The sequence below is a fragment of the Clostridium punense genome, from assembly GCF_017874425.1.
Taxonomy (GTDB): Bacteria; Bacillota; Clostridia; order Clostridiales; family Clostridiaceae; genus Clostridium_J; species Clostridium_J punense.
The window spans coordinates 98597-124773 of record NZ_JAGGLL010000006.1 but is presented as its reverse complement, the minus strand read 5'-3'; the positions used below and the strand labels follow the sequence as shown (position 1 = coordinate 124773).

Sequence of the window (26177 nt, the reverse complement as noted above, 5' to 3'; positions counted from 1 at the left end):
TTAAAGGAAGCGTGTTTATTAAATTTACTTAAATTAAGAGGGAGATTTTATAAGTTAAAATACAAACTGGTTTATTATTTGAATATATACTTAATAAATTTCATAAAATTATTCAATAATGTGAAATGATAATAATAGTTTACTCAGAATATTGAGAAAAAAAGCTAAAAAGTTTTTGAAGAAAAATTTCATGTCGAATTATGTCTAAAAAATATATTGAGAGAATTTTCACAATTGTTAAATTTGTTTAAATTTTTTGTTATAATGTGTTTACAATTAATAATAAGGGGGATGAAATTATGTTTGCTGAATTTATTAGTAAAGCTGCATCATTTATTTGGGGTTATCCATTAATTATTCTTTTATTTGGAACGCACTTATTTTTAACCTTTAGACTAAGGTTTATTCAAAGGTATATTGGAAAGGCAATAAAGCTTTCTGTGACTAAAGATGACTTTGCAGAAGGGGATGTAAGTCAATTTAGTGCGCTTTGTACAGCTCTTGCAGCAACCATAGGAACTGGAAATATTGTAGGGGTTGCCACTGCAATTTCTCTAGGAGGACCAGGAGCAGTGCTTTGGACATGGCTTACAGGAGTATTTGGTATATCAACTAAATACGCAGAAGCACTTTTATCAGTTAAATATAGAGTTAAGACAGAAGATGGAACCATGGCTGGAGGCCCTATGTATGTTATGGAAAAAGCTATGGGCAAGAAGTGGCTAGGCGTTTTATTTGCTATCTTTACTAGTTTAGCTGCTTTAGGAATCGGTTCAGCTGTACAAGCAAACTCTATATCTACAATGTTAGCTAGTACCTTTAGTGTGCCAACCTGGGTGTCAGGAGTAGTAATGGCAATATTAACTGCTGTAGTTGTAATTGGTGGAATTAAGAGTATAGCAAGAGTTTGTGATATTCTTGTACCATTTATGGCAGGTTTCTATATTTTAGGATGTATAATAATTTTAGGCATGACTTTTAGTTCTATACCTGCAAGCTTAGCTTTAATATTTAAGAGTGCATTTTCAGCTAAAGCTGTAGGTGGTGGTGCTGCTGGTGCTGGAATTATGATGGCTATGAGATACGGTATAGCAAGAGGTTTATTTTCTAACGAATCTGGTCTTGGTAGTGCACCAATAGTTGCAGCTGCAGCTCAAAGTAGAAACCCTGTAAAGCAAGCATTAGTTTCTGCCACAGGAACTTTTTGGGATACAGTAGTAGTTTGTGCAATGACAGGTCTTGTTCTTGTAAATACAGGGGTTTGGAATCAGGGACTTGCAGGTGGAGAGCTTACTAAAGCTGCCTTTGCAATGATACCTGTTGTTGGACCAATAGTACTAACAGTTGGACTTTTAACCTTCGTATTCTCAACTATTCTTGGATGGTCATATTATGCTGAAAAAGCAATTGAATATTTATTTGGTAAGAAAGCCATTACACCTTATAGAATTGTTTATGTAGGAATGGTATTCGTAGGAAGCGTATTTAGCTTAGATTTAATATGGAATATGTCAGACCTAGCCAATGGATTAATGGCAATTCCAAACCTAATTTCCTTACTTGCATTAAGTGGAGTTATTGTTAGTGAAACTAAGAAATATCTATGGGATGATAATCTTGAAGCAATAGATTATGAACTTAATCCTGATGCAAAGGGAAAAGCAGGTAAAAACAAAAAACAAAATAAAACTATAAATGCTAATATGTAATATGGTTTTAGAAATTTGACCCCTATTAGTGAGCTTGTTGGTCATGACAATAGTGATAAAAATAAGTTTGCTTAAGTATATTTGCATTATTAAAAAAGCCTCTCAGGTTAGTCCTGAGGGGTCTTTTTTATGCTTTTATATTTTGATTTGTTTTTCTCGGAAGGGTCAATATAGTCATAATCTCCTTGAGGAGTTTTCTTTAGGCCTAGTGAAGCCATTTGTTTTCTGGTTACAGAATGTTTATTACTCATAGTAACAACTCCCTTCAGTTTTAGAATGGACATTTATAAAATTTTAATACTAAGAATTAAATGGATAAAGTTCCAGTGTAATAAATTACCACTAATATAGATAGAGGAAATTTGCACATAATAGGTAAGTAATAAAATGCTTTTAAGGAGGGCCAAATGACTAAGGAAGCTAAAATACTACTTTTAATGAGTGCATTATTCACCTTTGCTGCAGGATTATCAGGAATTTTCGTCAACATATTTTTTTGGAAACAAACCAATAGCTTTATTATAATAGTAATTTATAATATGCTACACTATATAACTACTCCTATGACTTTTATATTAGGAGGAATAATAGCAAAAAAGAAAAATGGTATTTGGTCATTAAGAATTGGACTTATTTTATACGCATTTTTCTATAGTTTAATGTTATTCTTAGGAAACAGGGGTGGAATATACATTTACATACTTGGGGTCATCTATGGCTGTGCTGTTGGATTTTATTGGCTAGCCTTTAATACCTTAAGTTTTGATTTCACCTGTGTTACTAATAGAGATACTTTTAATGGGTTCAATGGAAGTTGTGCTGGAGTTGCTGCGGCAATAGCTCCTATTACCTCAGGATATATTATAACTAGGTATGCAGGAACTAAAGGTTATAGCATAGTGTTCACCATAACCCTTTCTATTTTCTTAATTTTATTTTTTATCAGCTTAATTTTAAAGTGTAATAACTATGGTAGTAAAGTGGACTTTAGCAGAGCTTTTTCTAAAAATTGTAGTGATTGGAGCATTATAAGAAAGGCTTCTGCCTTATGGGGTTTTAGAGATGTGATAATTGGGGTTTTGGTAAATATATTAATAATTCAAACTACAGGTAGTGAGTTATCACTTGGAAAGCTAACTTTTATTGGAGCATTGGTATCTTCCGCTTCCTATGTTTTAGTACAAAAGGTGATAAAACCACCCAAAAGAAGATTGGCTATATATATTGGGACTATAGGATCTTTTTTAGCAGTAGTAATAATATCCTTAAAGGTAAGCTTTAATACTTTATTTATATTTATGATAATGGATTCTTTTTTTCTTCCGTTTTTTCTTATACAATTATCTTCCTCAACCTTTAATGTCATAAATAAAATCCATGAGGAGGATTTAAGAATAGAATATATGATTAATAAGGATATAATGCTAAATGCAGGAAGAGTTATAAGTTCAATAATACTGTTATTGCTGCTTTCTTTATTTAAGGGAGCTTTTGTTATTAAGGGATACTTATTGCTAATAGGAGTAGTTCCAGTAGTGGCAGGGTACTTTTTAAGAAGACTAAGTAAGGTATTAGATGGAGATGATTTACCCAAGTGTAATAAGGCATCTTCAAAAAATAAATAAGCCAATCTCCTCGTCTATTTTGTGCTATACTGCGTCAACAGAACCCTTAGATAGCCCCACTATCTGCGGGTTCTGCTTCCTTGTCTATCACAAAATATCCTTCACATCTTGGACTTGTTATTTATTTTCAGATGCCTAATAGAAAAAAACTCATATGATATTAGTACAAAAACTTATAGCCTGCAGCTTATACAAGTTGCAGGCTATAAGTTTTTTAAAATACTATTTATCATAGAAAATTAAGGTCAGTATATAACCTTTTAGAATCAATAGTGCATATCAATCTATCAATTAGTCATGTTGAATTAAATCTATTGCACCTAAAACCACATGAGCAAATCCAAACCCAAGTAGTGCAGTTTCAGCCATAGGAACAATATTGTGTTTGTTCATTCTCATTGATTTCATATCTTTTGCTCTTAAGGCAGCAGCACCAGCAGTAACAACTGTCCCTACTACTGTAGGAATTACTCCATCTTTTATTCTCATAAAATCACCTCTTTATATTTATTGTGATTATAGTATTATCCTTTAAAATAATTTTTATTGAAAAAGTTAATTCCTAATTTCCCATTGTATACCTAGATTTCCAAGTCTGTTTTTAGAACCTTAATAGAATTATAGTTAATAAAAATTTTAAGTTTTAAGAGAAATAAATATAAAATTGAATAATCCAATCAATGTGGTATTATTATATAATATAGGAAATCATACATATAAAGAAACAACTTCAGCAGGAATAATGCATTATAAAAAGTTGTGTCTTCAAAAGTGATAGGCAAGCTCAAGGGCGTTTAAAGTTAAACCTGTTCTTAATAATCTTAAGTATTTATATCAAATACATTGAGTGTTGAGCTTGTACATCGATAGTAATAAGTTAAGTTGTGGAGGATATTATGGAGCACTATGACTTAGTGGTAATTGGCGCAGGACCTAGCGGTCTTAGAGCAGCTATTGAAGCTAAAAAAAATGGTTTAGATAAGGTTTTGATTTTAGATAGAGAATCTGAAGCAGGGGGTGCTTTAATCAACTGCATACACAGTGGCTTTTATTTAGAAGGTAATGAAGAAAACTTAACTACTAATGAATTAATACAAGCATTAATAGATCTGGTATCCCAATATAGTATTGAAGTCAAAATGGACACTACAGTATTAAGTATGAATAAAGATAAAACATTGGTTGCTGTAAATAGTTATGATGGGGTTTTTCAGGTTAAAGGAAAGTCAGTTATATTTGCTGCTGGTTGCAGAGAAAAGCCAATGGGCTATAAAAATATTTTAGGACATAGAAGTGCTGGAATAACTACTGCTGTATCAGTTTTAAAGTATGTAAATAAAAAAGGTGTTATGCCAGGCCGTGAGTATCTAATACTAGGGTCAGGAGACACTGCTATTTTAACGGCACGAAGCCTAGTTCTTGAGGGAGCAAAAGTTAAAGGAATAATTGAAACAAGCTCAAAGGTTCACGCAGTTAGGGAAGAATCTAAGGAATACTTAAAGGATTTTAATATTCCTGTACTATATAATCATAGAGTGGTTGATGTATATGGTGAGGAGAGGGTTGAAGGCGTAAAAGTTGTAGAAGTTGATAAGCATAGAAATTTTATAGAGGGTACAGAGCAATATATAACCTGTGATACTTTAGTATTATCTATAAATCTTTATCCTGAAAACTTATTAGGAGCGAAGACGGGTATGGAACTTAATGAGGATACTGGAGAATTAGTTGTAAGTGAAGGAATGGAAACTTCCTTAGCGGGGTTTTTTGCATGTGGAACTGTTATAAAAGGCTATGATGTCATAGAAAATGTATTAAATCAGGGCAAAGTTGCAGGAATATCAGCGGCAGCCTATGTAAGGAATAATAATTAAAGCTATGGATAACAAAGGAAAGATAATTAATTTTTGTAGAGAATTAGGTTTAACAACTGTTGGATTCACTAAGTGTAGAAAATTTAAAGAGTTGGAAGTTTACTTTTGTGAAAGAAAAGAAAAGGGACTAGCAAATGAATTTGAAGAGGAGGATATAGAAAAAAGAATCAATCCTTTTCTTTTGATGGAGAAGGGGAAAACTATTATTTCCTTAGCCTTTCCTTATAAATATGATGGATATTATAGTAGTAAAACTGGATTTTCCTTGTACACCTATGGTCTTGATTATCATAGAGTAGTTAAAGGTTATCTAGATAAGATTTGTAGGTTTATTGAAGAGTTAGGTGGTGAGGCAATAGGGTTTGTGGATAGCAATCCTTTGCCAGAAAGGTACATTGCTTATCTAAGTGGCCTTGGCTTTATAGGTAAAAATAATAATCTTATTACAAAGAATTATGGGTCTTATGTATTTTTGGCTGAAGTAATAACTAGTTTAGAACTTGAGGAAGATAAGCCTATAGAAAGTCAATGTGGGGAATGTGATTTATGTATAAAAGTATGCCCTACTAGTGCTATAATAGAGGAAGAGAATCAAGGAAACTGCAATCAATGTCTTTCCTATATTACTCAAAAAAAACATATAGAAGATCAATGGTTTGATAAATTAAAGGGAAGGGTTTTTGGTTGTGATACTTGCCAAATGATATGTCCTTATAATAAACAAGCACTAAACTCAACCATAGAAGAGTTTCATCCACAAGAATATATGCTCAAGGGAGAGCTTCAAGATTTAATTTTTTTAACCAATAGTGATTTTAAGGAGACATTTGGGAAACATTCCTGTGGTTGGCGAGGGAAGAATATATTAATTAGAAATGCTCTTATAAATTATTATAATATACATAGAGAAGATAAAGATAATATTGAAAAAAGTATAAGTTCACCGTATATTAAAGATTATTATGAAAAACTTTTTAAGGGAAATAAATGTTAATTGTTGGAGAGGGGATTTTTTATGGATAAAGTACTGTTACTAAAGTTAATGAGTAAATTACCAGATAATATCTCAAGTAGGCTTATACATAGCTATGTTAAAAAAAGTATTAAAAAGTATGCAAATATAAAAATAAATGGCTATGAAAAGATAAAGGATTTGGAAGGGCCAATTATATTTATTTGTAATCATTTAAGTAATTCAGATGGAATTATACTAAATGAAGTATTAAAAGAGAAAGACCCTGTTTTTGTAGCAGGAGTGAAGCTTACTGCTAATGAGTTTACGAAAAATGGTTTTAAATTTATTAAGACTATTCAAATAAAGCCTAATAGCGCGGATAAGGAAGCTATCTCTAAGATGATAGAGGTACTTAAAGCGGGAAAAAATATTATGATGTTTCCAGAAGGAACCAGAAGTAGAACCGCAGAAATGATAGAGGGAAAGAAGGGGCTTCTTCTTATAGCTAAAATGTCAAAGGCAACTATTGTACCTATAGGAATGTGTGGAACTGAAAAGTTTCTTCCTATTAATGATAGTGATATGGCAGAAGAAAATTTTAATCATGCTGATATAACTATAAACTTTGGAGAACCAATGACAGTGCCTAAAAAGCTTGAAGATGAAGATAAAAATCAGTATAGTGATAGAGCTATGACAGAGATAATGTGTGGGATAGCAAAAGTACTCCCTAAGGAGTATAGAGGAATTTATTCAAAGTATATTTCTTCGTAGGGTATAATAAGTCTAAAGTTAAAAGAGAGTTTAAGAGTTTAAGGTATTCTCTACCTTAAGCTCTTTTTAATTATATATGAGATTCCAATTATTTCTGCAGGTAAAAGTGATAGTGAAATCTAAAAAGTAGTATTCTCACCTTCACTGTAAAAAGGTATAAATGTAATACTGCCTTTAAATTCATTTTTGATATACCTATTTGTTTTTATGAAGCTTCCTGTACCTATTTATAAATTGAAAGAATAAAAAGTTATAAAAAAGTACGAATTTGTAAAATTTACATTAATAATTATATTAAAATCCAAAATCTTCTTTCAAATTGTAATTAATATAGGTATAATAAAATATTAGTAAAAGGGAAATAAATAACATAGTGGTGTATTTATTTTCAAATATAAAGTGAAGAAAGCTTATAAAGTAAATTTACAAAATATTTTTATTAACAAAATATTTTTTCTACATTAAAAGAGGATTTTTGCGAAATGTGCAGAATATTTACTTAAGATGTAAAGAATTACATTGAAAGTTTTCTAAAACTTTAAATAATTTTAAAATTAAACATATAAATTACTAATAATTTTGGAGGTACAAACAATGGGAAGCAAATCATTAGAAAAATACCTTAAAGAAAACCTACAAGACCTTAAAGATAAAGGACTTTATAATGAAATTAATGTAATTACAGGTGCAAACGGTCCTAAAATTAATATTGGAGGAAAAACTCTTATAAACCTTTCTTCTAATAACTATTTAGGATTAGCAAACCATCCAAGAATGGTAGAAGCTTCTGTAAAAGCTACTGAAAAATATGGTGCAGGTGCAGGTGCTGTTAGAACAATCAACGGAACTTTAGATATCCACATTGAGTTAGAGAAAAAACTAGCTGCATTTAAACATACAGAAGCTGCTGTAGCTTTCCAATCAGGTTTTAACTGTAACATGGCTGCGATTTCAGCTGTTATGGGCAAAAAAGATGCAATCCTTTCAGATGCATTAAACCATGCTTCAATAATAGACGGATGCAGATTATCAGGTGCTAAAATCATAAGAGTTGAGCATTCAGATATGGAAGATTTAAGAGCTAAGGCTAAAGAAGCTAAAGAGTCAGGCTTATATGAAAAAGTAATGGTAATCACTGATGGGGTTTTCTCTATGGATGGAGACATTGCGAAGCTTCCAGAAATAGTAGAAATTGCTGAAGAATTTGATTTAATCACATATGTTGATGATGCCCACGGTTCAGGAGTACTAGGAAAAGGTGCTGGAACAGTTCATCACTTCGGATTATCAGACAAAATAGATTTCCAAATTGGAACATTATCTAAAGCTATTGGTGTAGTTGGGGGATATGTAGCTGGTACACAAGATTTAATTGACTGGTTAAAAGTTAGAGGTAGACCATTCCTATTCTCAACATCTTTAACTCCAGGAGCAGCAGGAGCTTGTATCGAAGCTATAAATATATTAACTGAAAGCACTGAGCTTCATGATAAACTTTGGGAAAATGGAAACTACTTAAAGAAAGGCTTAAAAGAATTAGGCTTTGATATAGGTGATAGCGAAACTCCAATAACTCCATGTATAATAGGCGAAGCTGCAAAAGCTCAAGAATTCAGTAAGAGATTATATGAAGAGGGAGTTTATGCAAAAGCTATAGTATTCCCAACAGTACCAATGGGAACAGCAAGAGTAAGAAACATGCCATCAGCAGCACACACTAAAGAAATGTTAGATGATGCTATTGCTATTTACAAAAAAGTTGGTCAAGAAATGGGTATAATAAAATAAACTTATAAGAATTTCTATGAGAGCTTATTTAATCAATAAGTAGATATATAGTTAAAATAGAAAAGTAAACTCTATAATGAGAAATAGTTTTTAACGGAGGATAATAATATGAAAAGAATATTAGTTACAGGTTGTCTTGGACAAATCGGTACAGAGTTAGTTACAAAACTAAGAGAAGTTTATGGCGTAGATAATGTTATAGCTTCTGATATTAGAAAGCCAGAAGGAAACCCAATTGTTGAGGGTGGAATATTTGAAATACTTGATGTTACTGATGCAAAAGCTTTCTTAGAAGTTGCAAGAAAGCATAATGTAGACACAATAATTCACTTAGCAGCTCTTTTATCAGCTGTTGCAGAAGCAAAACCACAACTTGCTTGGGACATTAACATGGGAGGCCTTGTTAATGCATTAGAAGCTGCAAGAGAGTTAAACTGCAAATTCTTTACTCCAAGCTCAATAGGTGCTTTTGGACCAGATACTCCAAAAAACAATACTCCACAAGACACAATTCAAAGACCAAAAACTATGTATGGAGTAACAAAGGTTTCAGGAGAATTATTATGTGATTACTACTACACTAAATTTGGTGTAGACACAAGAGGAGTAAGATTCCCAGGACTTATTTCTTATGTAGCACCTCCAGGAGGCGGAACAACTGACTATGCAGTAGATATTTACTACGAAGCATTAAAGAGCGGAAAATACACTTCTTATATCGATAAAGGAACATACATGGATATGATGTATATGCCAGATGCTATCCAAGCAATTATCGATTTAATGGAAGCTGATCCAAGCAAATTAAAACATAGAAATGCATTCAACATCACAGCAATGAGCTTTGAGCCAGAGCAAATTGCTGCTGAAATTAAAAAGCATATTCCAGAGTTTGAAATTAGCTATAACCCAGATCCAGTAAGACAAGGAATTGCAAATACTTGGCCAGATTCAATAGACCCAACTGCTGCAAAAGAAGAGTGGGGCTTTAAAGCTGAGTATGATTTAGCTAAAATGACTGCTGACATGCTTGAAAAGCTAAGAGAAAAAGGAATAAAATAATTTAATTAATAGGAGAAGAGCAAGAATTTGCTCTTCTCTTTATTTTTTTGCATTGGTATAAAGAGACTTCAGTATTACATATTTAATCAATTTGCAGAGCTTTTAATATGTAGCGTTTCTCAAAAAAATAATATTTTACTAAGATAAACTATAGTTTATCAAGAATAAATAAATGTTGTCCTAATATACTTAATATGAATTATTTATTTTAGGAGGGATAAGTTATGGACTACTTATTAGCTATTCTTTTTATTGTGGCTGCTAGTGCCATTATTGTTATAAACATTATCAAGGTAAGAGAAAGAAATATTGAAAATGACTATAAACAGCATTGCCAGATTCCACCAACGGCCATGAAGGTTAAATATATAAAGGGTATACCAGAAATAGATAAGGAAATTGAAAGAAGGTATTCTCATATTATAAAAAGTGCCTATACAAAGTTTGATGAAAATAAATATAAGAATTATCTAGAAACTTTAGAAGGAGACAGCGCTGAAGAGTTGGCAGATTCTATTGAAAAGATAAAAAATAAGCTTAATGATTTTAGATTTACCAAGAACTTAGATACAGTAGACAGTAATATGTTAATTTATATTTTTGAAAAGGTAGGGTTAATAGACTTTTACTTTTGGGTTGAAAAAGATAATTTTTATTTAGCAGATAAACATCACCAAGGGATTGGGTGCTTTAGCTTTCAGTTAAATCAAATTAATTGTTTTTGCAAAAAGGAGCAATTGGAAAATAATAGGCAAATGGAATTAAATATAAGTGGAATTTCAACTGGGCTAGAAGATGATACTATTACCTTTAATAAAAGTAGCTTGCCACAACATATAAAGATAGATGGAGATACAACCATATTAGAATTATTTATTAATGGTAGATTATACTGCGGATTTTTTGCTAAGGAAGCCTATGAGGTATTGGTAAATCAAATTTCGGAAAAAGAATTAAGATATTTAAAGAGTAAATACTCAAAGGACAACCTATGTCAAGGTTCTGAAGCTGTAGAAAAAAGTCACGAAATTAGAGATGAAATATCAAAGAAAATAAAAAGTCTTGAAGAACTAAGAGATTTGGAAGTGCTTACACAAGAAGAATATGAGGATAAAAGGAAATTATTATTGGAAAAGGTAAATAGATAAAAGAAGAACATAGGGGGTTGTTAATAATTAAGTTACAAATTTTATAATAAGATAGGTAAAAGTTAGTATAGGTCTAATAGAATAAAATTAATGTTGTTCATAGATTATTATTAACTTCCTCGAAAAATGGAATATTTTCGATTTCCTCAAAATAAATATAACTATACTAATCAATTATTAAAGCAGAATATGCTGATTTAGTATAATTTTGAAAGTAATTAAGGGGGAAATCATGAAAAAAAAGATTGCACTTTTACTTAGTTCATTAATTTTAATGACCTCTGTGTTTGCTGGCTGTGGAAAAAGTAGTGAAGGTGGAAAACCGGGTTCTGATGTTATAAGAATTGGAGTTTTTGAACCTTTAACAGGTGCTAATGCTGGGGGAGGAGCCCTAGAATTAGAAGGAATAAAGCTAGCTAATAAGCTTTATCCAGAAGTTTTAGGCAAGAAAGTAGAATTAGTAGTTGTTGATAATAAGTCAGACAAGGTAGAAGCAGCAAATGCAGCTGCAAAATTAGTTGAGAAAGAAAAGGTTACAGCTATAGTCGGTAGCTGGGGAAGTTCATTATCCATGGCAGCTGGAGATATAGTTAAAAAGGCTAAAATTCCAACCATTGGAACATCATGTACTAATCCTTTAGTTACTCAAGGAAATGAATATTATTTTAGAGTATGCTTTATAGACCCATACCAAGGAACAGTTATGGCAAACTATGCTTACAATAAGTTAAAGGCTAAGAAGGTTGCAATAGTTCAAGAAGTAGGAAGTGATTATTCTATAGGACTTGCTAAGTTTTTTACAGATTCTTTCAAGAAGCTTACAGGAGATGATAAGGCAATAATCGAGGTGGCTAATTATAACACAGGAGACCAAGACTTTACAGCACAATTAACAAATGTTAAGTCTAAAAATCCAGATGCTATCTTTGCCCCAGGTAACTTTACAGAATCAGCATTAGTAATTAAGCAAGCAAGACAGCTTGGGATTACTTGTCCAATTATCGGCGGTGATACTTGGGAGACACCTCAGTTCATAGAAATAGGTTCAAAAGCAGTAGAGGGAGCAGTATTTTCTACCTTCTTTGCAACAGAAAAACCTATCACTAAAGAATCTGAAAAGTTTTTAACAGAATATAAGAAGGAATACAATAAAGAGCCAGCAGCAGTTACAGCTCTAGGTTATGATGCCTATTTGATTCTTATAAAGGCGTTAGAGCAAAATGGAAGTACTGACTCAGTTAAGCTAAGAGATACTTTAGCCAACCTAAAGGATTTCCAAGGAGCAGCTGGAGTTGTTAACTTTGATGAAAATAGAAATGCAATCAAAAATGCAGTGATTAAGCATGTTAAAGATGGTAAGTTTACATTCTTAGATGTGGTTGATGGAGTAAAATAACAAGTTATAGTTAGAAGAACAAGTGATACTTGTTCTTCTTTATTAAATAATATAAACCATGTTTAAATATACAGGACTCATATTAAATAAATTAAAGTTAAAATAGTAAGGTTGGTGAGAAAATGGTTTTAGCAATGAGTTTTGACATGTTTATGCAGCATTTATTAAATGGGATATCTTTAGGTAGTCTCTATGCTCTTATTGCTATAGGATATACCATGGTTTATGGAATCCTAAGGCTAATAAATTTTGCTCATGGAGATATATTTATGGTAGCTGCATATTTTGCTTTTTATGGAGTTTCTCTTTTTTCAATGCCTTGGTATATAGCATTTATTGCAGCTATTATAATGACAGGATTATTGGGTATAGTTATTGAAATTGCTGCCTATAGACCTATAAGGAATGCTCCCAAGATATCTATTCTGATTTCAGCCATAGGTGTTTCCTTCTTTCTTGAGAATTTAGGGACAGTAATTTTTGGAGGAGTACCAAAGGCGTTCCCACAGGTAGATTTATTTACAGAAGTAATCCAAATTGGAAATGTATCACTTCAAAGACTAACTATTATAATTCCCATAGTAACTTTATTATTATTATTTGGGTTGCTTTATCTAGTTAATAAAACTAAAAGTGGTATGGCTATGAGAGCAGTATCCAAGGATCACGAAACAGCTTCACTTATGGGGGTAAATATTAATAAAATAATATCATTAACCTTTGCACTTGGTTCTATTCTTGCGGCGGTTGGAGGAATTATGTGGGGATTAAAATTTCCTCAAATAGCGCCTCTTATGGGAATTATGCCAGGATTAAAATGTTTTATAGCAGCGGTTATTGGAGGAATAGGCGATATTAAGGGGGCAGTGCTTGGTGGTTTTATCTTAGGGGTTGGAGAGATCATGCTAGTAGCATTTTTACCAAGTCTTTCAGGCTATAGAGATGCCTTTGCCTTTATATTACTCATATTAATCCTACTATTCAAGCCTACAGGTATTATGGGCGAAAAAATAGCAGAGAAGGTGTAATACATGGAAAAAAGAAATAGTATTTTAATGTGGATGAAAAAAAGAAATAATATATTAACCGTGGCATCTTTTATTGTATTGGCAATACTATTATATTTCTTAGATGGAAATCTAGACAGTTATAAAACTAGAATATTAAATTTATGTGCAATTTATGTAGTACTTTCATTAAGTATGAATCTTATAAATGGGTTTACAGGATTATTTTCTCTTGGACATGCAGGATTTATAGCTATTGGAGCATATACCACTGCAATTTTGTCTATGCCTATAGCCGTTAAAACTCAGAACTTCTTTTTAGCCCCAATGATGAAGCCTTTAGATAGTATTTATATGCCTTTTATATTTGCATTAATTATTGGTGGGCTTCTGTCTGCTTTAGTAGCTTATCTTATAGGAGCACCTGCTTTAAGATTAAAGGGAGATTATTTAGCTATTGCAACCTTAGGTTTTGCAGAAATTATTAGAGTTATACTGACTAATACACAATCTATTACCAATGGAGCCTTAGGGTTAAAGGGAATACCACCAGTTATTAATCTTTGGTGGACTTTTGGAGTAGCCATAATAACCATAGTAGTTATTTTATCATTAATAAATAGTAGTTATGGAAGAGCACTTAAGGCTATAAAAGAGGATGAAATAGCAGCAGAGAGTATGGGCATAAGTTTATTTAAACATAAAGTTTTAGCTTTTGTATTTGGGGCTTTCTTTGCAGCTATAGGGGGAGGTCTCCTTGCAAATCTTATGGGAACTATTGACCCTCTAATGTTTAGATTTACTTTAACCTTTAATATTCTTCTTATTATAGTACTTGGAGGAATGGGAAGTGTTACAGGGACAATTATTTCGGCCTTTGTAATAACCATAGCAGGGGAAGCACTGAGATTTTTAGATGAAAGTGTTAACTTAGGTTTTGTAGAATTTAAAGGAATAGCTGGATTAAGAATGGTTGTGTTTTCAGCACTATTAATGATAGCTGTGTTGTTCTTTAGAAATGGAGTTATGGGAACAAGGGAATTCAGTTGGGATAAATTTATAGCATTCTTTAAAAATCTTAAAGAACTTAATTTCCTCAAAAGAAAAACTACAGCTAAAGGAGGAAAATAAATATGGAGCTATTGAAAACACAAAATGCAACCATGCAGTTTGGAGGGTTAACTGCAGTTAATGATTTTAATCTTAGTATAGATGAGGGAGAGATTGTAGCGCTTATTGGGCCTAATGGAGCAGGAAAAACTACAGCTTTTAATATGATAACAGGAGTTTATACTCCAACTAAAGGCAATGTAATTTATGGAGGAAATGATATTACTGGTAATCGACCAGATATAATTACACAAAAGGGTATTGCAAGAACTTTTCAAAATATAAGGTTGTTTAAAGAATTATCAGTGTTAGATAATGTACTTATAGCTAATCATCTCCATCTAAAATCAGGACTTTTTAGCGCGATTTTAAAGTTGCCTAAATATAGAAGAGAGGAAAGAAGTATAAGAGAAAAATCTTTAGCACTAATTGAAAGGGTAGGACTATTAGATGTAATCAATGAAAAGGCTTCTTCTTTACCTTATGGCAAGCAAAGAAGATTAGAAATTGCTAGAGCTTTAGCTACTAATCCAAAGTTATTATTATTAGATGAACCAGCTGCAGGAATGAATCCAAAGGAAACAGAGGAATTGACAGAATTTATTAGAGTGATTAGAGATGAATTTAACCTCACAATATTTATGATAGAGCATCACATGCAAGTAGTAATGGGCATATCAGATAGGATTTATGTTCTTGATTATGGAGTTACAATTGCAAAAGGAACTCCCTATGAAATTCAAAATAACCAAAGAGTTATAGAGGCATATTTGGGGGTGAGTGAGGATGCTTAAAGTAAAGGATTTAGTTGTATCCTATGGAGGAATTGAGGCCTTAAAGGGAGTTGATATTGAAGTTAAAAAAGGGGAAATAGTAACTTTAGTAGGAGCTAATGGAGCTGGGAAGAGTACTTTACTTAGAGCTGTTGTTGGACTTGTAAAGTCTAAAAATGGTAGCATATTCTACGAGGGACAAGAGATTTTAGGACAAAAATCTCAGAACATTGTAACTAAGGGCATAACTTTAGTTCCAGAGGGAAGGAGAGTTTTTCCAAACCTAACTGTACTTGAGAATATAAAGCTAGGTGCTTATTTTAGAAAGGATACAAAGAAAATAGAAGAGGATATTCAGTGGGTTTATAGTCTTTTCCCAAGACTTAAGGAAAGGAGCTGGCAGCTAGCAGGAACTTTGTCGGGAGGAGAACAACAAATGTTAGCTGTGGGGAGGGCCTTAATGTCTAATCCAAAACTTCTAATGATGGATGAACCATCTTTAGGATTAGCTCCTTTAATTGTAAAAGACATATTTAATATCATAAAAGAAATTCGGGAAAAGGGAGTTACAATTCTTTTAATTGAGCAAAATGCAAACGTAGCTTTAAAAATAGCAGATAGAGGGTATGTATTAGAAACAGGAAAAATTACTATTAAGGGAAGTGGAAAATCTCTTTTACAAAACGAAGATATTAAGAAAGCTTATTTAGGTGAGAGTGTAGCAAAGTAAAAATTATAAAAATTTAGAAAAGAAAAATCCATTAATTTAATATTGTAAGAGCCATGAATAATAAGAAAACTAATTTCTTATTATTCATGGCTTTCACATTATCTAGGACTCATATTGTGCATAGATTGTTCAACTCATAATATAGTATAAAACATAATGCTAGTCTCTAAATTAAAATTAAATAGATGCTTAAATCCATTAATAATTTAAGAGAGAGTATAACTTTACTTAAGATAATTTTCAGGTTTTACAGTTGCGAAGTATCCTAAGTTAGGGAAGAAACTAAATGTCCTTAGCAGTAATAAACTTAGCAATGCTAGAAACACTTTCCTCTAGCTTTCTATCAACTACATTAGCCTCAGTAATATGATGGTCAATTTGGCTATTTGTTTCTCTTAAAATCCTATCTATATCACTTATTTTAGTTAAAATATTTTCTATATGAGATTTTTGAGTAGAAATTATATTTATAACTTCGTTAACCTGATTTTCCACCTTACCAAAGGAATCTAAAGTATCATCGATTTTTATAAGGGCATTTTTAGAGGCAGTAACTCCCTTGGAAATAACTTCAGTATTTTTATTAGCACTATTTAGTGCAGTTTTAGCTTCAGCTTGAATTTTATTAGTAAGGCTTGTAATATCACCTGTACTTTGAGAAGTCATTTCAGCTAATTTTCTAACCTCTTCAGCGACCACTGCAAAGCCACGGCCGCCTTCACCTGCACGAGCAGCTTCAATAGCTGCATTTAAGGCTAGCATATTAGTTTGAGAAGCAATTCCATCAATTATTTGGGCTACCTGGGAAATTTGCTGAATCATCTCCCAAAGATTGTTTATGCTAGTATAAGTATTTTTAGCCTCACTATCTAAAGACATAATAATACTAACAATATCCTCAATAGTTTTCTTACCTTCTTTAGACTTGTCAACATTTTCGGTAGTCATATTAATAAGACTCTTGCTTTGCTTATGTAATAACTCAGTAGAAGCATTGGTATCACTGGCTAAATGGGATATATTATTCATTTGCATTGCAATTTTTGAAGCTAACTCCGCTAAAACATCATGTTCGCTATTAACAGAATTGTGCTGAGAAATGATTTTCTCTATATCCTTATTTATATCTTTTAAAAATTCAATGGTATCATTGCTAATATTAGGGTTTTCTGTAGTAGTAGGGTTATTAACAAGTTCTACGGATTTTTCTTGTGTAGGTTCACTTTTTTTCTTACTAAATAGATTCATTGCTTATCTACTCCTTAATTTAGGCATCTTCAAAAAATAAATAAGCCAATCTGCTCGTCTATTTTGTGATATACTTCGTCAACAGAACCCTTAGATAGCCCCACTATCTGCGGAACCTGTTTTCTTGTCTGCACAAGCCTGCTTGTGAGCACAAGCTTGCTTGTGAACACAAAATATCCTTCACATCTTGGACTTGTTATTTATTTTCAGATGCCTAATTTTCAAATTTAAAATGAAAATTAAGTTTTTACAACAAAAAATAATATGATTAAATTATAACATAAAATTGCAAAAATGTTGTGATTAGAATCACTTTTACAACATTTTCGAAGGGTAATTTTCAAATTCTCTTTAGAGGTAATTAAGTTTCCTTCTAAAGCCCTTAAACAAATTGAACTTGCCCACTAACTAAAAAGAAAATAAGAAGTTAACAAGTAATAAATTTTCCTCCTTAAGGTCTATAATTAAGTTTTACTTTTGTTATAATAATAAAGAAGATACCCTTCCATGTAGTTAGGCATTTTCAAAAAAGTAAATAAGTAAGTACAGTTGATTATTTTAGTTTTTATTTATTTTCAAATACCTTATTACAAGTGTTGGATATGAGGTGATTTTATGAATAAGGAAAAAAGAAAAGAAATTTTAAACATATTAGAAGAAACCTATAAAGGAGCAAAGTGCGGCTTAGACTTTAATAGTCCCTTTGAACTTTTAATATCTACAATCTTATCTGCTCAGTGCACTGACGAGAGAGTTAATATGGTGACTAAAGAGTTATATAAAGAGTACAATACTCCAGAGGCTTTTTTAACTTTGTCAGAAGAAGAATTAGGTGAAAAAATAAGGAGTTGCGGTTTTTATAAAAATAAAAGTAAAAATATTTTAGGTGCTTGCAGAGGGATTATGGAAAAACATAATGGGCAGGTTCCGCAAACTATGGAAGAACTTATAGAACTTCCGGGAGTAGGAAGAAAAACTGCTAATGTAGTGCTTTCTAATGCTTTTGGAGTACCTGCTATTGCGGTGGATACCCATGTATTCAGGCTTTCAAATAGAATTGGTCTTGCTAAGGGGAAAAATGTAGAAGAAGTAGAAGAAAAGCTTATGAAAAATATACCAAAGAGTATGTGGAGTGATGCCCATCATTATATTATTTGGCATGGAAGAAAGATTTGTAATGCAAGAAAACCAAAGTGTGATATTTGCCCGCTAGCTCCTCACTGTGAGTATTTTAATGGGAAACAATAAAATTTCAATAGATTTATTTTAGGAAGGTGTTAACTATGTCATATGGTGATAAAGCATTAAAAATGCATAAAGAGAAAAAGGGAAAACTTGAAGTTGTAGGAAAAATTAAGATTGAAACTAGAGAGGATCTTTCCGTCGCTTATACTCCTGGAGTTGCAGAGCCTTGTGTTGAAATTGCAAAGGATAAGGACAAGGTTTACGACTATACTATTAAAGGAAATACTGTAGCCATAGTTTCTAATGGTACAGCAGTACTAGGACTTGGAAATATAGGTGCTGAGGCTGGAATACCAGTAATGGAAGGAAAGGCACTTTTATTTAAGGAGTTTGGAGGGGTAGATGCCTTCCCAATTTGCTTAGATACAGAAGACCCAGAAGAAATAATTAAAACAGTAAAACTAATGGCACCTGTATTTGGAGGAATAAACTTAGAGGACATTAAAGCTCCAGAATGTTTCTACATAGAGAAAAGATTAAAGGAAGAACTAAATATACCTGTTTTCCACGATGATCAACATGGAACAGCAGTGGTAGTATTAGCAGGATTATATAATGCACTTAAGGTTGTAAATAAGAGCTTAGAGAAAGTGAAAATCATTATAAACGGAGCTGGTTCAGCAGGTATTGCTGTTTGTAAACTACTTTTAAATGCTGGAGCTAAGAATATTATAATGTGTGATAGACAAGGAGCAATTTATAAAGGGGCTGAAGCGTTAAATCCAGCTCAACAAGAAATTGCCGTTGATACTAATAGTAGTATGGAAAGTGGCAGCTTATCTCAGGTTATAAAGGGAGCAGATGTATTTATCGGAGTGTCTGCACCAGGAGTTTTAACTTCAGAGGATGTAAAAAACATGAATAAAGATGCAATAATCTTTGCTATGGCAAATCCAACTCCAGAGATAATGCCAGAAGAAGCTAAAAGAGGTGGAGCTAGAGTAATAGCTACAGGCAGATCAGATTTTGCAAATCAAATAAATAATGTGTTAGTATTCCCAGGAATATTTAAAGGAGCATTAGCAGTAAGATCTAAAGAAATAAACGAAGAAATGAAATTAGCTGCTGCTAGAGCTATTGCTAATTTAATTACTAGAGAAGAATTAAATGAAGAGTATATAATTCCAAATGCGCTAGATAAAAGGGTTGCAGATGAAGTTGCAAAAGAAGTTATGCGTATAGCAAGAGAAATTGGAGTTGCTAGAATATAAATTATTACCTAGACACAAAATCATTAATGGCGCAAACGTAATATTTAATAATAAATACTAATAAAAAATTCCGTTAATAGCAGAGTGCATTTTAACGGAATTTTTATGTCTTATATTAATTATTAGTGACAAATTAATGTTCTAAATGATTACTAGGTATAGCAAAAATATGAATTAAACTGTACTTATTTAGTCCATTAAGAGTGAGAAAGTAAGCTTTATCTTTAGCTTAGTATAAATAAGCCTTGAAGCAATAACTAAAGAATTATTTCTAGAAGGTCTTTCTCAACTAAGTTATTGTACTTACCAGCTCTATAATCAACAACTAAAGCTTTTTTATCATCTCCACTTAATCCAACCATTTTATCTCTTAAACCCTTAGGAGTCTCAACATAAGCTCCTTTTGGATTCATGTTTTCGTCAAAAGTTATAATAGTTGGGATTCTAGCATCTCCAACAGCTTCTTCAAGGAAGGTTTCAAAGCCGGTTCTAGGCATAAAATGTAACTTTAGATTTGGGTTTTCTTCAGCCATTCTTTGAATAAAAGGTATAGTAACAATGCAATCAGGGCAGAAGCCTTCAGTGAAAACTGCAGCATGGACTGGTTTTTCTAATTTCTTTACTTCCTCTTTTGTAATTTCAGAAAGAGAAGTTTCATCATAAGCTTTATCCTGAACATCTCCGTATTTTTGGTGCTGTTTTTCTAGGTACTCATTAAAACTTAGGCCTTTAGTTAAATCTATCATTTTTAGTCCTCCAATCAAAATATACTTATACTTAAATTATATCAATTAAATCTTATTATCAATATACATATGTTAATAATTTATATGAATTAATTGTAATATTTTTATGGGCTTTTCAGCACAATAATAACAAGATTTTTTACATGCTATATTTTTAAACCTTTAGGGCTATAAAGGCTATATTTTATTATAATAGCCTCTAAAGCACCTTAAGAAACTATGCTCTGCATCGTAGATAAAAGATGAATTTTTACTCCATAGTGAAATAATTAAAGCCATTATTTACTTGCAAGAGATAAGGAGATACTACTCATGTGATATAAGCACAATTCTATAGAATTATTTAGTTTAACTAAATTCTACAAAAAAATTGAGAATGTTTACAAAAGGTAGTATAATACTATTAGATATTACAAATTTTTAAAGTAAAGGTAGGGATAATTATGTCTAAAGTTGTTGAGAGATTTTTAAGCTATGTAGCTTATGATACTAAATCAGATGGAGAAACTGGTGTAACTCCAAGTACTCCAGGACAAATGGTGCTTGCTAAGAAATTAGTAGAAGAACTAAAAGAAATTGGAATGAGTGACGTTACTATAGATGAAAATGGATATGTAATGGCTACATTACCAGCAAACACAGATAAGAACATACCAACTATAGGATTTATAGCACATATGGATACAGCTCCAGATTACTCAGGTGCTAATGTTAATCCACAGTTTGTTGAAAACTATGACGGTGGAGATATAAAGTTAAACGAAACTACAGTACTTTCTCCAAAAGATTTCCCAGAGTTAAAGGATTACATAGGTAAAACTTTAATAACTACTGATGGAAACAGTCTTTTAGGAGCAGATGATAAAGCTGGAATAGCTGAAATTATCACTTCTATGGAATATTTAATCAACAATCCAGAAATAAAACATGGAACTATCAAAGTTGGCTTCACACCAGATGAAGAAATAGGTGCTGGCGCTGATCATTTTGATGTGGAAAAGTTTAATGCAGATTTTGCTTATACATTAGATGGTGGTGGAATTGGAGAAATCGAATACGAAAACTTCAATGCTGCTTCAGCTAAAATAGTTGTAAATGGAAGAAACGTACATCCAGGTTCTGCGAAAAATAAAATGATTAATTCTCAATTCATAGGAATGGAATTAAATAGCATGTTACCAGCAGAGGAAAGACCAGAGCATACTGAGGGTTATGAAGGCTTCTATATGTTAAATGGATTCTCAGGTTCTGTTGAAAGAACTGAAATGTCTTATATAATAAGAGATTTCTTCAAAGACAGTTTTGAAGCTAAAAAAGCAAACATAATAAAAATTGCTGAAGAGTTAAATAAAAAATATGGTGAGGGAACAGTAGAAATTACTGTTAAAGATTCTTACTATAACATGAAAGAAAAGGTTGAGCCAGTAATGCATGTTGTTGATACAGCAGTAGAAGCAATGAAAGCATTAGATATAGTTCCAAAGGTAGTTCCAATCAGAGGCGGTACTGACGGTGCTAGATTATCTTACATGGGTCTTCCAACACCAAACTTATTTGCAGGTGGACATAACTTCCATGGTAAGTTTGAATTCGTACCAACAGAATCTATAGAAAAAGCAGTAGAATTAGTTGTTAAAATTATAGACCTTTACACAAATAAATAATACTAACTAAGTTGGGTAATAAATACTAAGAAAATAGGACTATTGTATAATACAAAAGGTTCTAAAATACCAAAGCCATGGATAATTAGTTCGCTAATTTCCATGGCTTTATTAATGTGAAACTAATAAATTTTGATCTTTAGCAGTGTAACTTTTCTATGATTAGGTATAGTTTTACTGCTGTAAAATTATATAAACATTAGTTCAGGTAATTACAACTATAACAAATAGGTTTTTATGTTAGTTGTATATATCAGAAAATTCTATAGCTACTTTTTCCATGGTATCTTTTAAAGGAGTGTCTTGCTCTTCTTCAATGGTAGCACAAACTTCCTCATAACCATGAACTCGTGAAAATCTAATAATAAACTCAGTACCTTCATTAAATTTACTCCAGAAATTAATAGTACCTTGTTGAATTTCTGTTAAGGACTTAACTAAGAATAATCCAACACCACTACCTTCTGTATTTCTAGATAAGGAATTGTCTAGTTTTTGAAGTCTTAAGAATACCTTTTGTTGGGCTTCTAGCTGCATACCTATACCATCATCTTTTACAGATATAGCAATAGTATCTAAGCCTTCAGTATATACATTAACAAATATATTTCCATTTTCTTTACCGTATTTTACTGCGTTTGATAAAAGGTTTAGTAATATCCTTTCTACTAAGGCTTTATCAATTTTCGAGTATAATTCTTCATGCTCAGTATCAAAGGTTAAACTTAGATTTTTAAAGTTTAAGTACTCAACTACTGATACGCATACATTTTCTATAATAGGAACTATGTTTTCTACCAGTAAATTAGGTTTTAAAAATCCAGACTGAATTTTAGTAATATCAAGCATATTATCAGACAATCTTATTAGTCTTAAGCAGTTCTTTTTCATCAAATCATTATATTTCTCTATGGATTCTACATCACCCTTATAAATACTTTGGAGTTGTAAGGCTGAATAAATCACATTAATAGGGGTTTTAAGTTCATGAGATATATTGATAAAAAACTCATTTTTAAGTTCCTCAGATTTTTCAATTTCCATTAGCTTAAGCTTCATGTCTTCAGCAGATTTCTTATCACTAATATCTCTAATAGCCATAATTAATTGGTCTTTAGATTTATTATTGGTATATAAAGAACAAACCTCAGCAAAGATTTTTTTATTATTTACCTCAATTTCATATATGACTGGAGTTAGTAAAGTAGTCTTGTCTAGGGCGTTTATTCTACTAGATAAAATAGAATGATAAGAGGAAGCTACAATGCTAAAAATATTCTTATTTAAAATTTTATCAGTATTTAATAGATTGAACATGTCCATAAATCTTTTATTAGAGTAAACTATTTTTCCATCTTCCACAATTAGTATTCCATCGGGAAGAAAGTTAATTAGGCGTTCATTGTTGGTATATTCTTTTTCTATTTTTATTTTTGCATCTATAAGACTTTTATTCAGCATTTCTAGTTCATTGCTCTTCAGTGTAAGCTTGTTCAGTAAACTTTGGTAGGGTTCAAACATTACACCTTTGAACAACACACTATAGAATAAACAGTAGGATATAAAATTAGATATATGGCCGATAAAGTTTGAAATATCATATACATCAATATAAAAAGAAAAGAATATACTACTTATTAATTTAAATATTACTGATAAGGCAATTAAGTTAACTTTATCTTTTGAAATAGTAGTTTTTTTAAATTTAAGGAAGAACAATATAACTATATAGCACAAACAAAACAGGTATTCACTAATAATTTTAAATCTAGTTAATCCTATGCCCTCATTATAGCATTTAGGGAAAAGGTTTGAAAAAAGGATAATCCATAAAAAGGGTACTATGAATGAAAGACTTAATGTAGTTACCAGTTTAATATTCATTTTGTTATTAATAAAATAAAATGATATTGCTAGAAAAATACAATCAAAATACTTATATAAAATATAAAGTTGTGTAGGAATATTAGGATCATTTGTAAGTATAGCAGCACCTTTATATGTGATTACATGGGCAAAGGTAATAATCATGGTAAAACCAGAGGTTATTCCTAGAAAGTGAAAGTAATTGTTATTACTCATATTGAGGGTTTTAATTGAGGCTACCATAGCACTAAAACCTATCACAATGGTAACAATTTCTATAGAGGTATGAAATAAGAAATAGTTTCTCATGCTTATATAAAAAGCAATAAATAAGAAAAAAGGAATTGAAAATAGCATCAGTAAAATATTATTTTTACTAAAGGACAAGTTTCTCATAATTACTCACCACCTATAACTTTATACTGAGGAAACAAGTTGCGGCTATACTTAATAAAGAAATAATTATTAGTAAATAATTTGTATTATTAATAAGATTATACCATATTATTTTGAAAATTGTTAATAAAATGTAAATTATAAGGGTACATATTTTCCGACTCATAAAGACAAAATATGACTAATGCTTCCAATAATTATAAGATAGGTAAAGAAGCATTATAGCTTAAATTTTATGAAATATACATAATTCACTTCAAATTAATGCAACCTATAGGTATAAAGATTTTGAGGAGGGAAATTATGGCTAATAAAAAATCAAATCCAATATATCCATCAAATAAACATAATTATTTTGGAGATTTTAGAGTTGCTCATCCAGGTGTTGAATCTGCTTGGGAAAAGGTTGATGAAGCTAATAATGAAGCTCAAATGGCAAATGAATCAACTACATCTAATAATAACAATAATACTCCATACTACTCACATAACAACTTCAATAATAAAGTAGATATATTTGACAATGAATTTGCTGAGGAAGTAACTTTTGACAATCTTAGAGATGATTATGAGAATGTGGAACTAAAAGATGAAATGACCTTTGGCTATGATAAAGATAACTATAATTATAATACTGGCTGTCAATATAGCACTAGTTCTTCATCTATGAATAACTCTAGTAATAATAACAACAATACTAGTAAAATGGGTCAGGAAGAATATGCTTCTGAGCTAGGGATAAATATGATGGTTAACAATGGAGATGCAGAAGCACCCGATGATAGTCTTCCATTTACTCATGCAAGCATAATAAGATATAAAACAATATAACTCTAAAGGGTGAACTACAAAATTATATAAAAATATGCTTTTGTAAAAAAGAAATGCTGGTAATTGACTTATCAGCATTTCTTTTAAAATTACATATTAATAAGCACTAAGGCAATTAATGTAAGTGCTACAGCAAAGGTATCCTTCAAAGAAAGTTTTTCCTTAAAAATTATAAACCCTCCCAAATTAATAAGAAGTATACTTCCTGCACTGTATATAGGAAAAGCAACGGAAGTAGTTATGTGACTTAGGGCGAGAATTAGAAAGTAGGAAGAAAATAAATTAGGAATACCAACTACAATACCTAAAATAATATCTTTTATATTAACTCTTTTCTTTTGTTTAAAAGTGAAGCATATACTAATAATAAAAGCTACAAAGAAAACAAAAAATAAAAATAAATCTTTTAGTTCTGTGACAGCATATTTTTGGAATATTTTATTGGAGAACTCAGCCATTCCCCCAAAGATAAATAATAATATCAAAGTGGTATTAAAGGATTTTAATGACAAATCCTTTAGAGACAAGTTAACGATAAGAATAGATACCAAAGATAGAGCTATTCCACACCATTGAAGAGCAGTGGGCATTTCTCTCCAAAGCAAGATTGAAAATATCATAGGAATAAGAATCCCTAGTTTTCCAAAGGTACCAGAAAGACCTACACCATTTTCTCTTACGCTTTTTTGATAATATATAAAAGATAGAAAGAAGAATAGTCCAGCAATAACACCTACTAGTACTGCCCAAATAAAACTTCCTTCAGGAGAAAATAATAATTCATTAGAAGAAATTACTGAATAGAATTCTTTTGTAAAGCTATGTAGTGATGATTTAGTAGAAAGCTTCATGGTATTGTTATTAAAGAACATAAGTATACTTACTAAAAATGCAATGAAATAATTTGAAGAAGTTACTGCGTAACGATTCATTTCATTACCTTCAGTATATTTAAAAATTAATGCTATAGAAGAACTGCAAATTATAGCTAAAGCTAAGTAAAACAAGTATATTGCCCC

23 protein-coding genes are annotated in these 26177 nt (G+C 31.3%); 17 read left to right on the top strand and 6 right to left on the bottom strand.

Annotation, left to right across the window (positions count from 1 at the left end; all coding sequences use genetic code 11):
- The first annotated feature begins 299 nt into the window (after positions 1 to 299).
- Positions 300 to 1709: an alanine/glycine:cation symporter family protein gene (locus J2Z44_RS05455; protein WP_021281168.1), complete on the top strand. Its 1410-nt coding sequence runs from the start codon at positions 300 to 302 to the stop codon at positions 1707 to 1709.
- Positions 1710 to 1816: 107 nt separating this feature from the next.
- Here the strand turns inward: J2Z44_RS05455 and J2Z44_RS05450 are convergent, their stop codons facing one another.
- Complete coding sequence (locus tag J2Z44_RS05450) at positions 1817 to 1960, bottom strand: hypothetical protein (protein WP_021281169.1); 144 nt, start codon at positions 1958 to 1960, stop codon at positions 1817 to 1819.
- A gap of 156 nt (positions 1961 to 2116) precedes the next feature.
- On the opposite strand from J2Z44_RS05450, the gene J2Z44_RS05445 reads away from it, so the two are divergent.
- The gene (locus tag J2Z44_RS05445) at positions 2117 to 3334 is read left to right on the top strand and encodes an MFS transporter (protein ID WP_209649395.1); all 1218 of its coding nucleotides are present in this window, start codon (positions 2117 to 2119) and stop codon (positions 3332 to 3334) included.
- 291 nt (positions 3335 to 3625) lie between these two features.
- On the opposite strand, the gene J2Z44_RS05440 is transcribed toward J2Z44_RS05445, so the two are convergent.
- Positions 3626 to 3823, bottom strand: a complete 198-nt coding sequence (locus tag J2Z44_RS05440) for an asparagine synthase (RefSeq protein ID WP_209649394.1) — start codon at positions 3821 to 3823, stop codon at positions 3626 to 3628.
- 407 nt (positions 3824 to 4230) lie between these two features.
- Here J2Z44_RS05440 and J2Z44_RS05435 point away from each other — a divergent pair, with 407 nt between their 5' ends.
- From J2Z44_RS05435 to J2Z44_RS05385, 11 genes are all read left to right on the top strand, one after another.
- Positions 4231 to 5208, top strand: a complete 978-nt coding sequence (locus J2Z44_RS05435) for an NAD(P)/FAD-dependent oxidoreductase (protein ID WP_021281173.1) — start codon at positions 4231 to 4233, stop codon at positions 5206 to 5208.
- A 4-nt stretch (positions 5209 to 5212) separates the two neighbouring features.
- Positions 5213 to 6202 carry a tRNA epoxyqueuosine(34) reductase QueG gene (gene queG / locus J2Z44_RS05430; RefSeq protein WP_021281174.1) on the top strand — a complete coding sequence of 330 codons (990 nt, stop codon included), beginning with the start codon at positions 5213 to 5215 and terminating at the stop codon, positions 6200 to 6202.
- Between the two features lie 21 nt (positions 6203 to 6223).
- Positions 6224 to 6937 (top strand): lysophospholipid acyltransferase family protein, encoded by a 714-nt coding sequence (locus J2Z44_RS05425; protein WP_021281175.1) that lies wholly within the window; start codon positions 6224 to 6226, stop codon positions 6935 to 6937.
- 594 nt (positions 6938 to 7531) lie between these two features.
- Positions 7532 to 8725, top strand: a complete 1194-nt coding sequence (locus tag J2Z44_RS05420; protein WP_021281176.1) for a glycine C-acetyltransferase — start codon at positions 7532 to 7534, stop codon at positions 8723 to 8725.
- A gap of 108 nt (positions 8726 to 8833) precedes the next feature.
- Entirely contained in the window at positions 8834 to 9787 is a 954-nt protein-coding gene (locus J2Z44_RS05415; protein WP_021281177.1) for an L-threonine 3-dehydrogenase, read from the top strand.
- A gap of 224 nt (positions 9788 to 10011) precedes the next feature.
- Entirely contained in the window at positions 10012 to 10935 is a 924-nt protein-coding gene (locus tag J2Z44_RS05410; RefSeq protein ID WP_021281178.1) for a hypothetical protein, read from the top strand.
- A gap of 232 nt (positions 10936 to 11167) precedes the next feature.
- Entirely contained in the window at positions 11168 to 12331 is a 1164-nt protein-coding gene (locus J2Z44_RS05405) for an ABC transporter substrate-binding protein (protein WP_021281179.1), read from the top strand.
- Between the two features lie 122 nt (positions 12332 to 12453).
- Positions 12454 to 13359 (top strand): branched-chain amino acid ABC transporter permease, encoded by a 906-nt coding sequence (locus tag J2Z44_RS05400; protein WP_021281180.1) that lies wholly within the window; start codon positions 12454 to 12456, stop codon positions 13357 to 13359.
- 3 nt (positions 13360 to 13362) lie between these two features.
- Positions 13363 to 14469: a branched-chain amino acid ABC transporter permease gene (locus J2Z44_RS05395; protein WP_021281181.1), complete on the top strand. Its 1107-nt coding sequence runs from the start codon at positions 13363 to 13365 to the stop codon at positions 14467 to 14469.
- 2 nt (positions 14470 to 14471) lie between these two features.
- Positions 14472 to 15242, top strand: a complete 771-nt coding sequence (locus J2Z44_RS05390; RefSeq protein ID WP_209649393.1) for an ABC transporter ATP-binding protein — start codon at positions 14472 to 14474, stop codon at positions 15240 to 15242.
- Positions 15235 to 15951 (top strand): ABC transporter ATP-binding protein, encoded by a 717-nt coding sequence (locus tag J2Z44_RS05385; protein WP_021281184.1) that lies wholly within the window; start codon positions 15235 to 15237, stop codon positions 15949 to 15951. Before J2Z44_RS05390 ends, J2Z44_RS05385 begins: the two co-directional genes overlap by 8 nt.
- 282 nt (positions 15952 to 16233) lie before the next feature.
- Here J2Z44_RS05385 and J2Z44_RS05380 read toward each other — a convergent pair whose 3' ends face one another.
- Positions 16234 to 17199 carry a methyl-accepting chemotaxis protein gene (locus tag J2Z44_RS05380; RefSeq protein WP_021281185.1) on the bottom strand — a complete coding sequence of 322 codons (966 nt, stop codon included), beginning with the start codon at positions 17197 to 17199 and terminating at the stop codon, positions 16234 to 16236.
- Positions 17200 to 17814: 615 nt separating this feature from the next.
- On the opposite strand from J2Z44_RS05380, the gene nth reads away from it, so the two are divergent.
- Positions 17815 to 18447: an endonuclease III gene (gene nth, locus J2Z44_RS05375; protein ID WP_021281187.1), complete on the top strand. Its 633-nt coding sequence runs from the start codon at positions 17815 to 17817 to the stop codon at positions 18445 to 18447.
- Between the two features lie 35 nt (positions 18448 to 18482).
- Positions 18483 to 19655: an NAD(P)-dependent malic enzyme gene (locus tag J2Z44_RS05370; RefSeq protein ID WP_021281188.1), complete on the top strand. Its 1173-nt coding sequence runs from the start codon at positions 18483 to 18485 to the stop codon at positions 19653 to 19655.
- Between the two features lie 257 nt (positions 19656 to 19912).
- Here the strand turns inward: J2Z44_RS05370 and J2Z44_RS05365 are convergent, their stop codons facing one another.
- Positions 19913 to 20401: a thioredoxin family protein gene (locus J2Z44_RS05365; protein WP_021281189.1), complete on the bottom strand. Its 489-nt coding sequence runs from the start codon at positions 20399 to 20401 to the stop codon at positions 19913 to 19915.
- 443 nt (positions 20402 to 20844) lie between these two features.
- Between J2Z44_RS05365 and pepT the strand changes: the two genes are divergently transcribed.
- Positions 20845 to 22065, top strand: coding sequence for a peptidase T (gene pepT / locus J2Z44_RS05360; protein WP_021281190.1), 1221 nt, complete (start codon positions 20845 to 20847; stop codon positions 22063 to 22065).
- A gap of 240 nt (positions 22066 to 22305) precedes the next feature.
- Here the strand turns inward: pepT and J2Z44_RS05355 are convergent, their stop codons facing one another.
- On the bottom strand, positions 22306 to 24327 hold the full coding sequence (locus J2Z44_RS05355) for an MASE3 domain-containing sensor histidine kinase (protein WP_209649392.1): 2022 nt from the start codon (positions 24325 to 24327) through the stop codon (positions 22306 to 22308).
- A gap of 303 nt (positions 24328 to 24630) precedes the next feature.
- Between J2Z44_RS05355 and J2Z44_RS05350 the strand changes: the two genes are divergently transcribed.
- Positions 24631 to 25158, top strand: coding sequence for a hypothetical protein (locus J2Z44_RS05350; protein ID WP_021281193.1), 528 nt, complete (start codon positions 24631 to 24633; stop codon positions 25156 to 25158).
- An 89-nt stretch (positions 25159 to 25247) separates the two neighbouring features.
- Here J2Z44_RS05350 and J2Z44_RS05345 read toward each other — a convergent pair whose 3' ends face one another.
- Complete coding sequence (locus J2Z44_RS05345) at positions 25248 to 26165, bottom strand: SMR family transporter (protein ID WP_021281194.1); 918 nt, start codon at positions 26163 to 26165, stop codon at positions 25248 to 25250.
- Positions 26166 to 26177 lie beyond the last annotated feature (12 nt).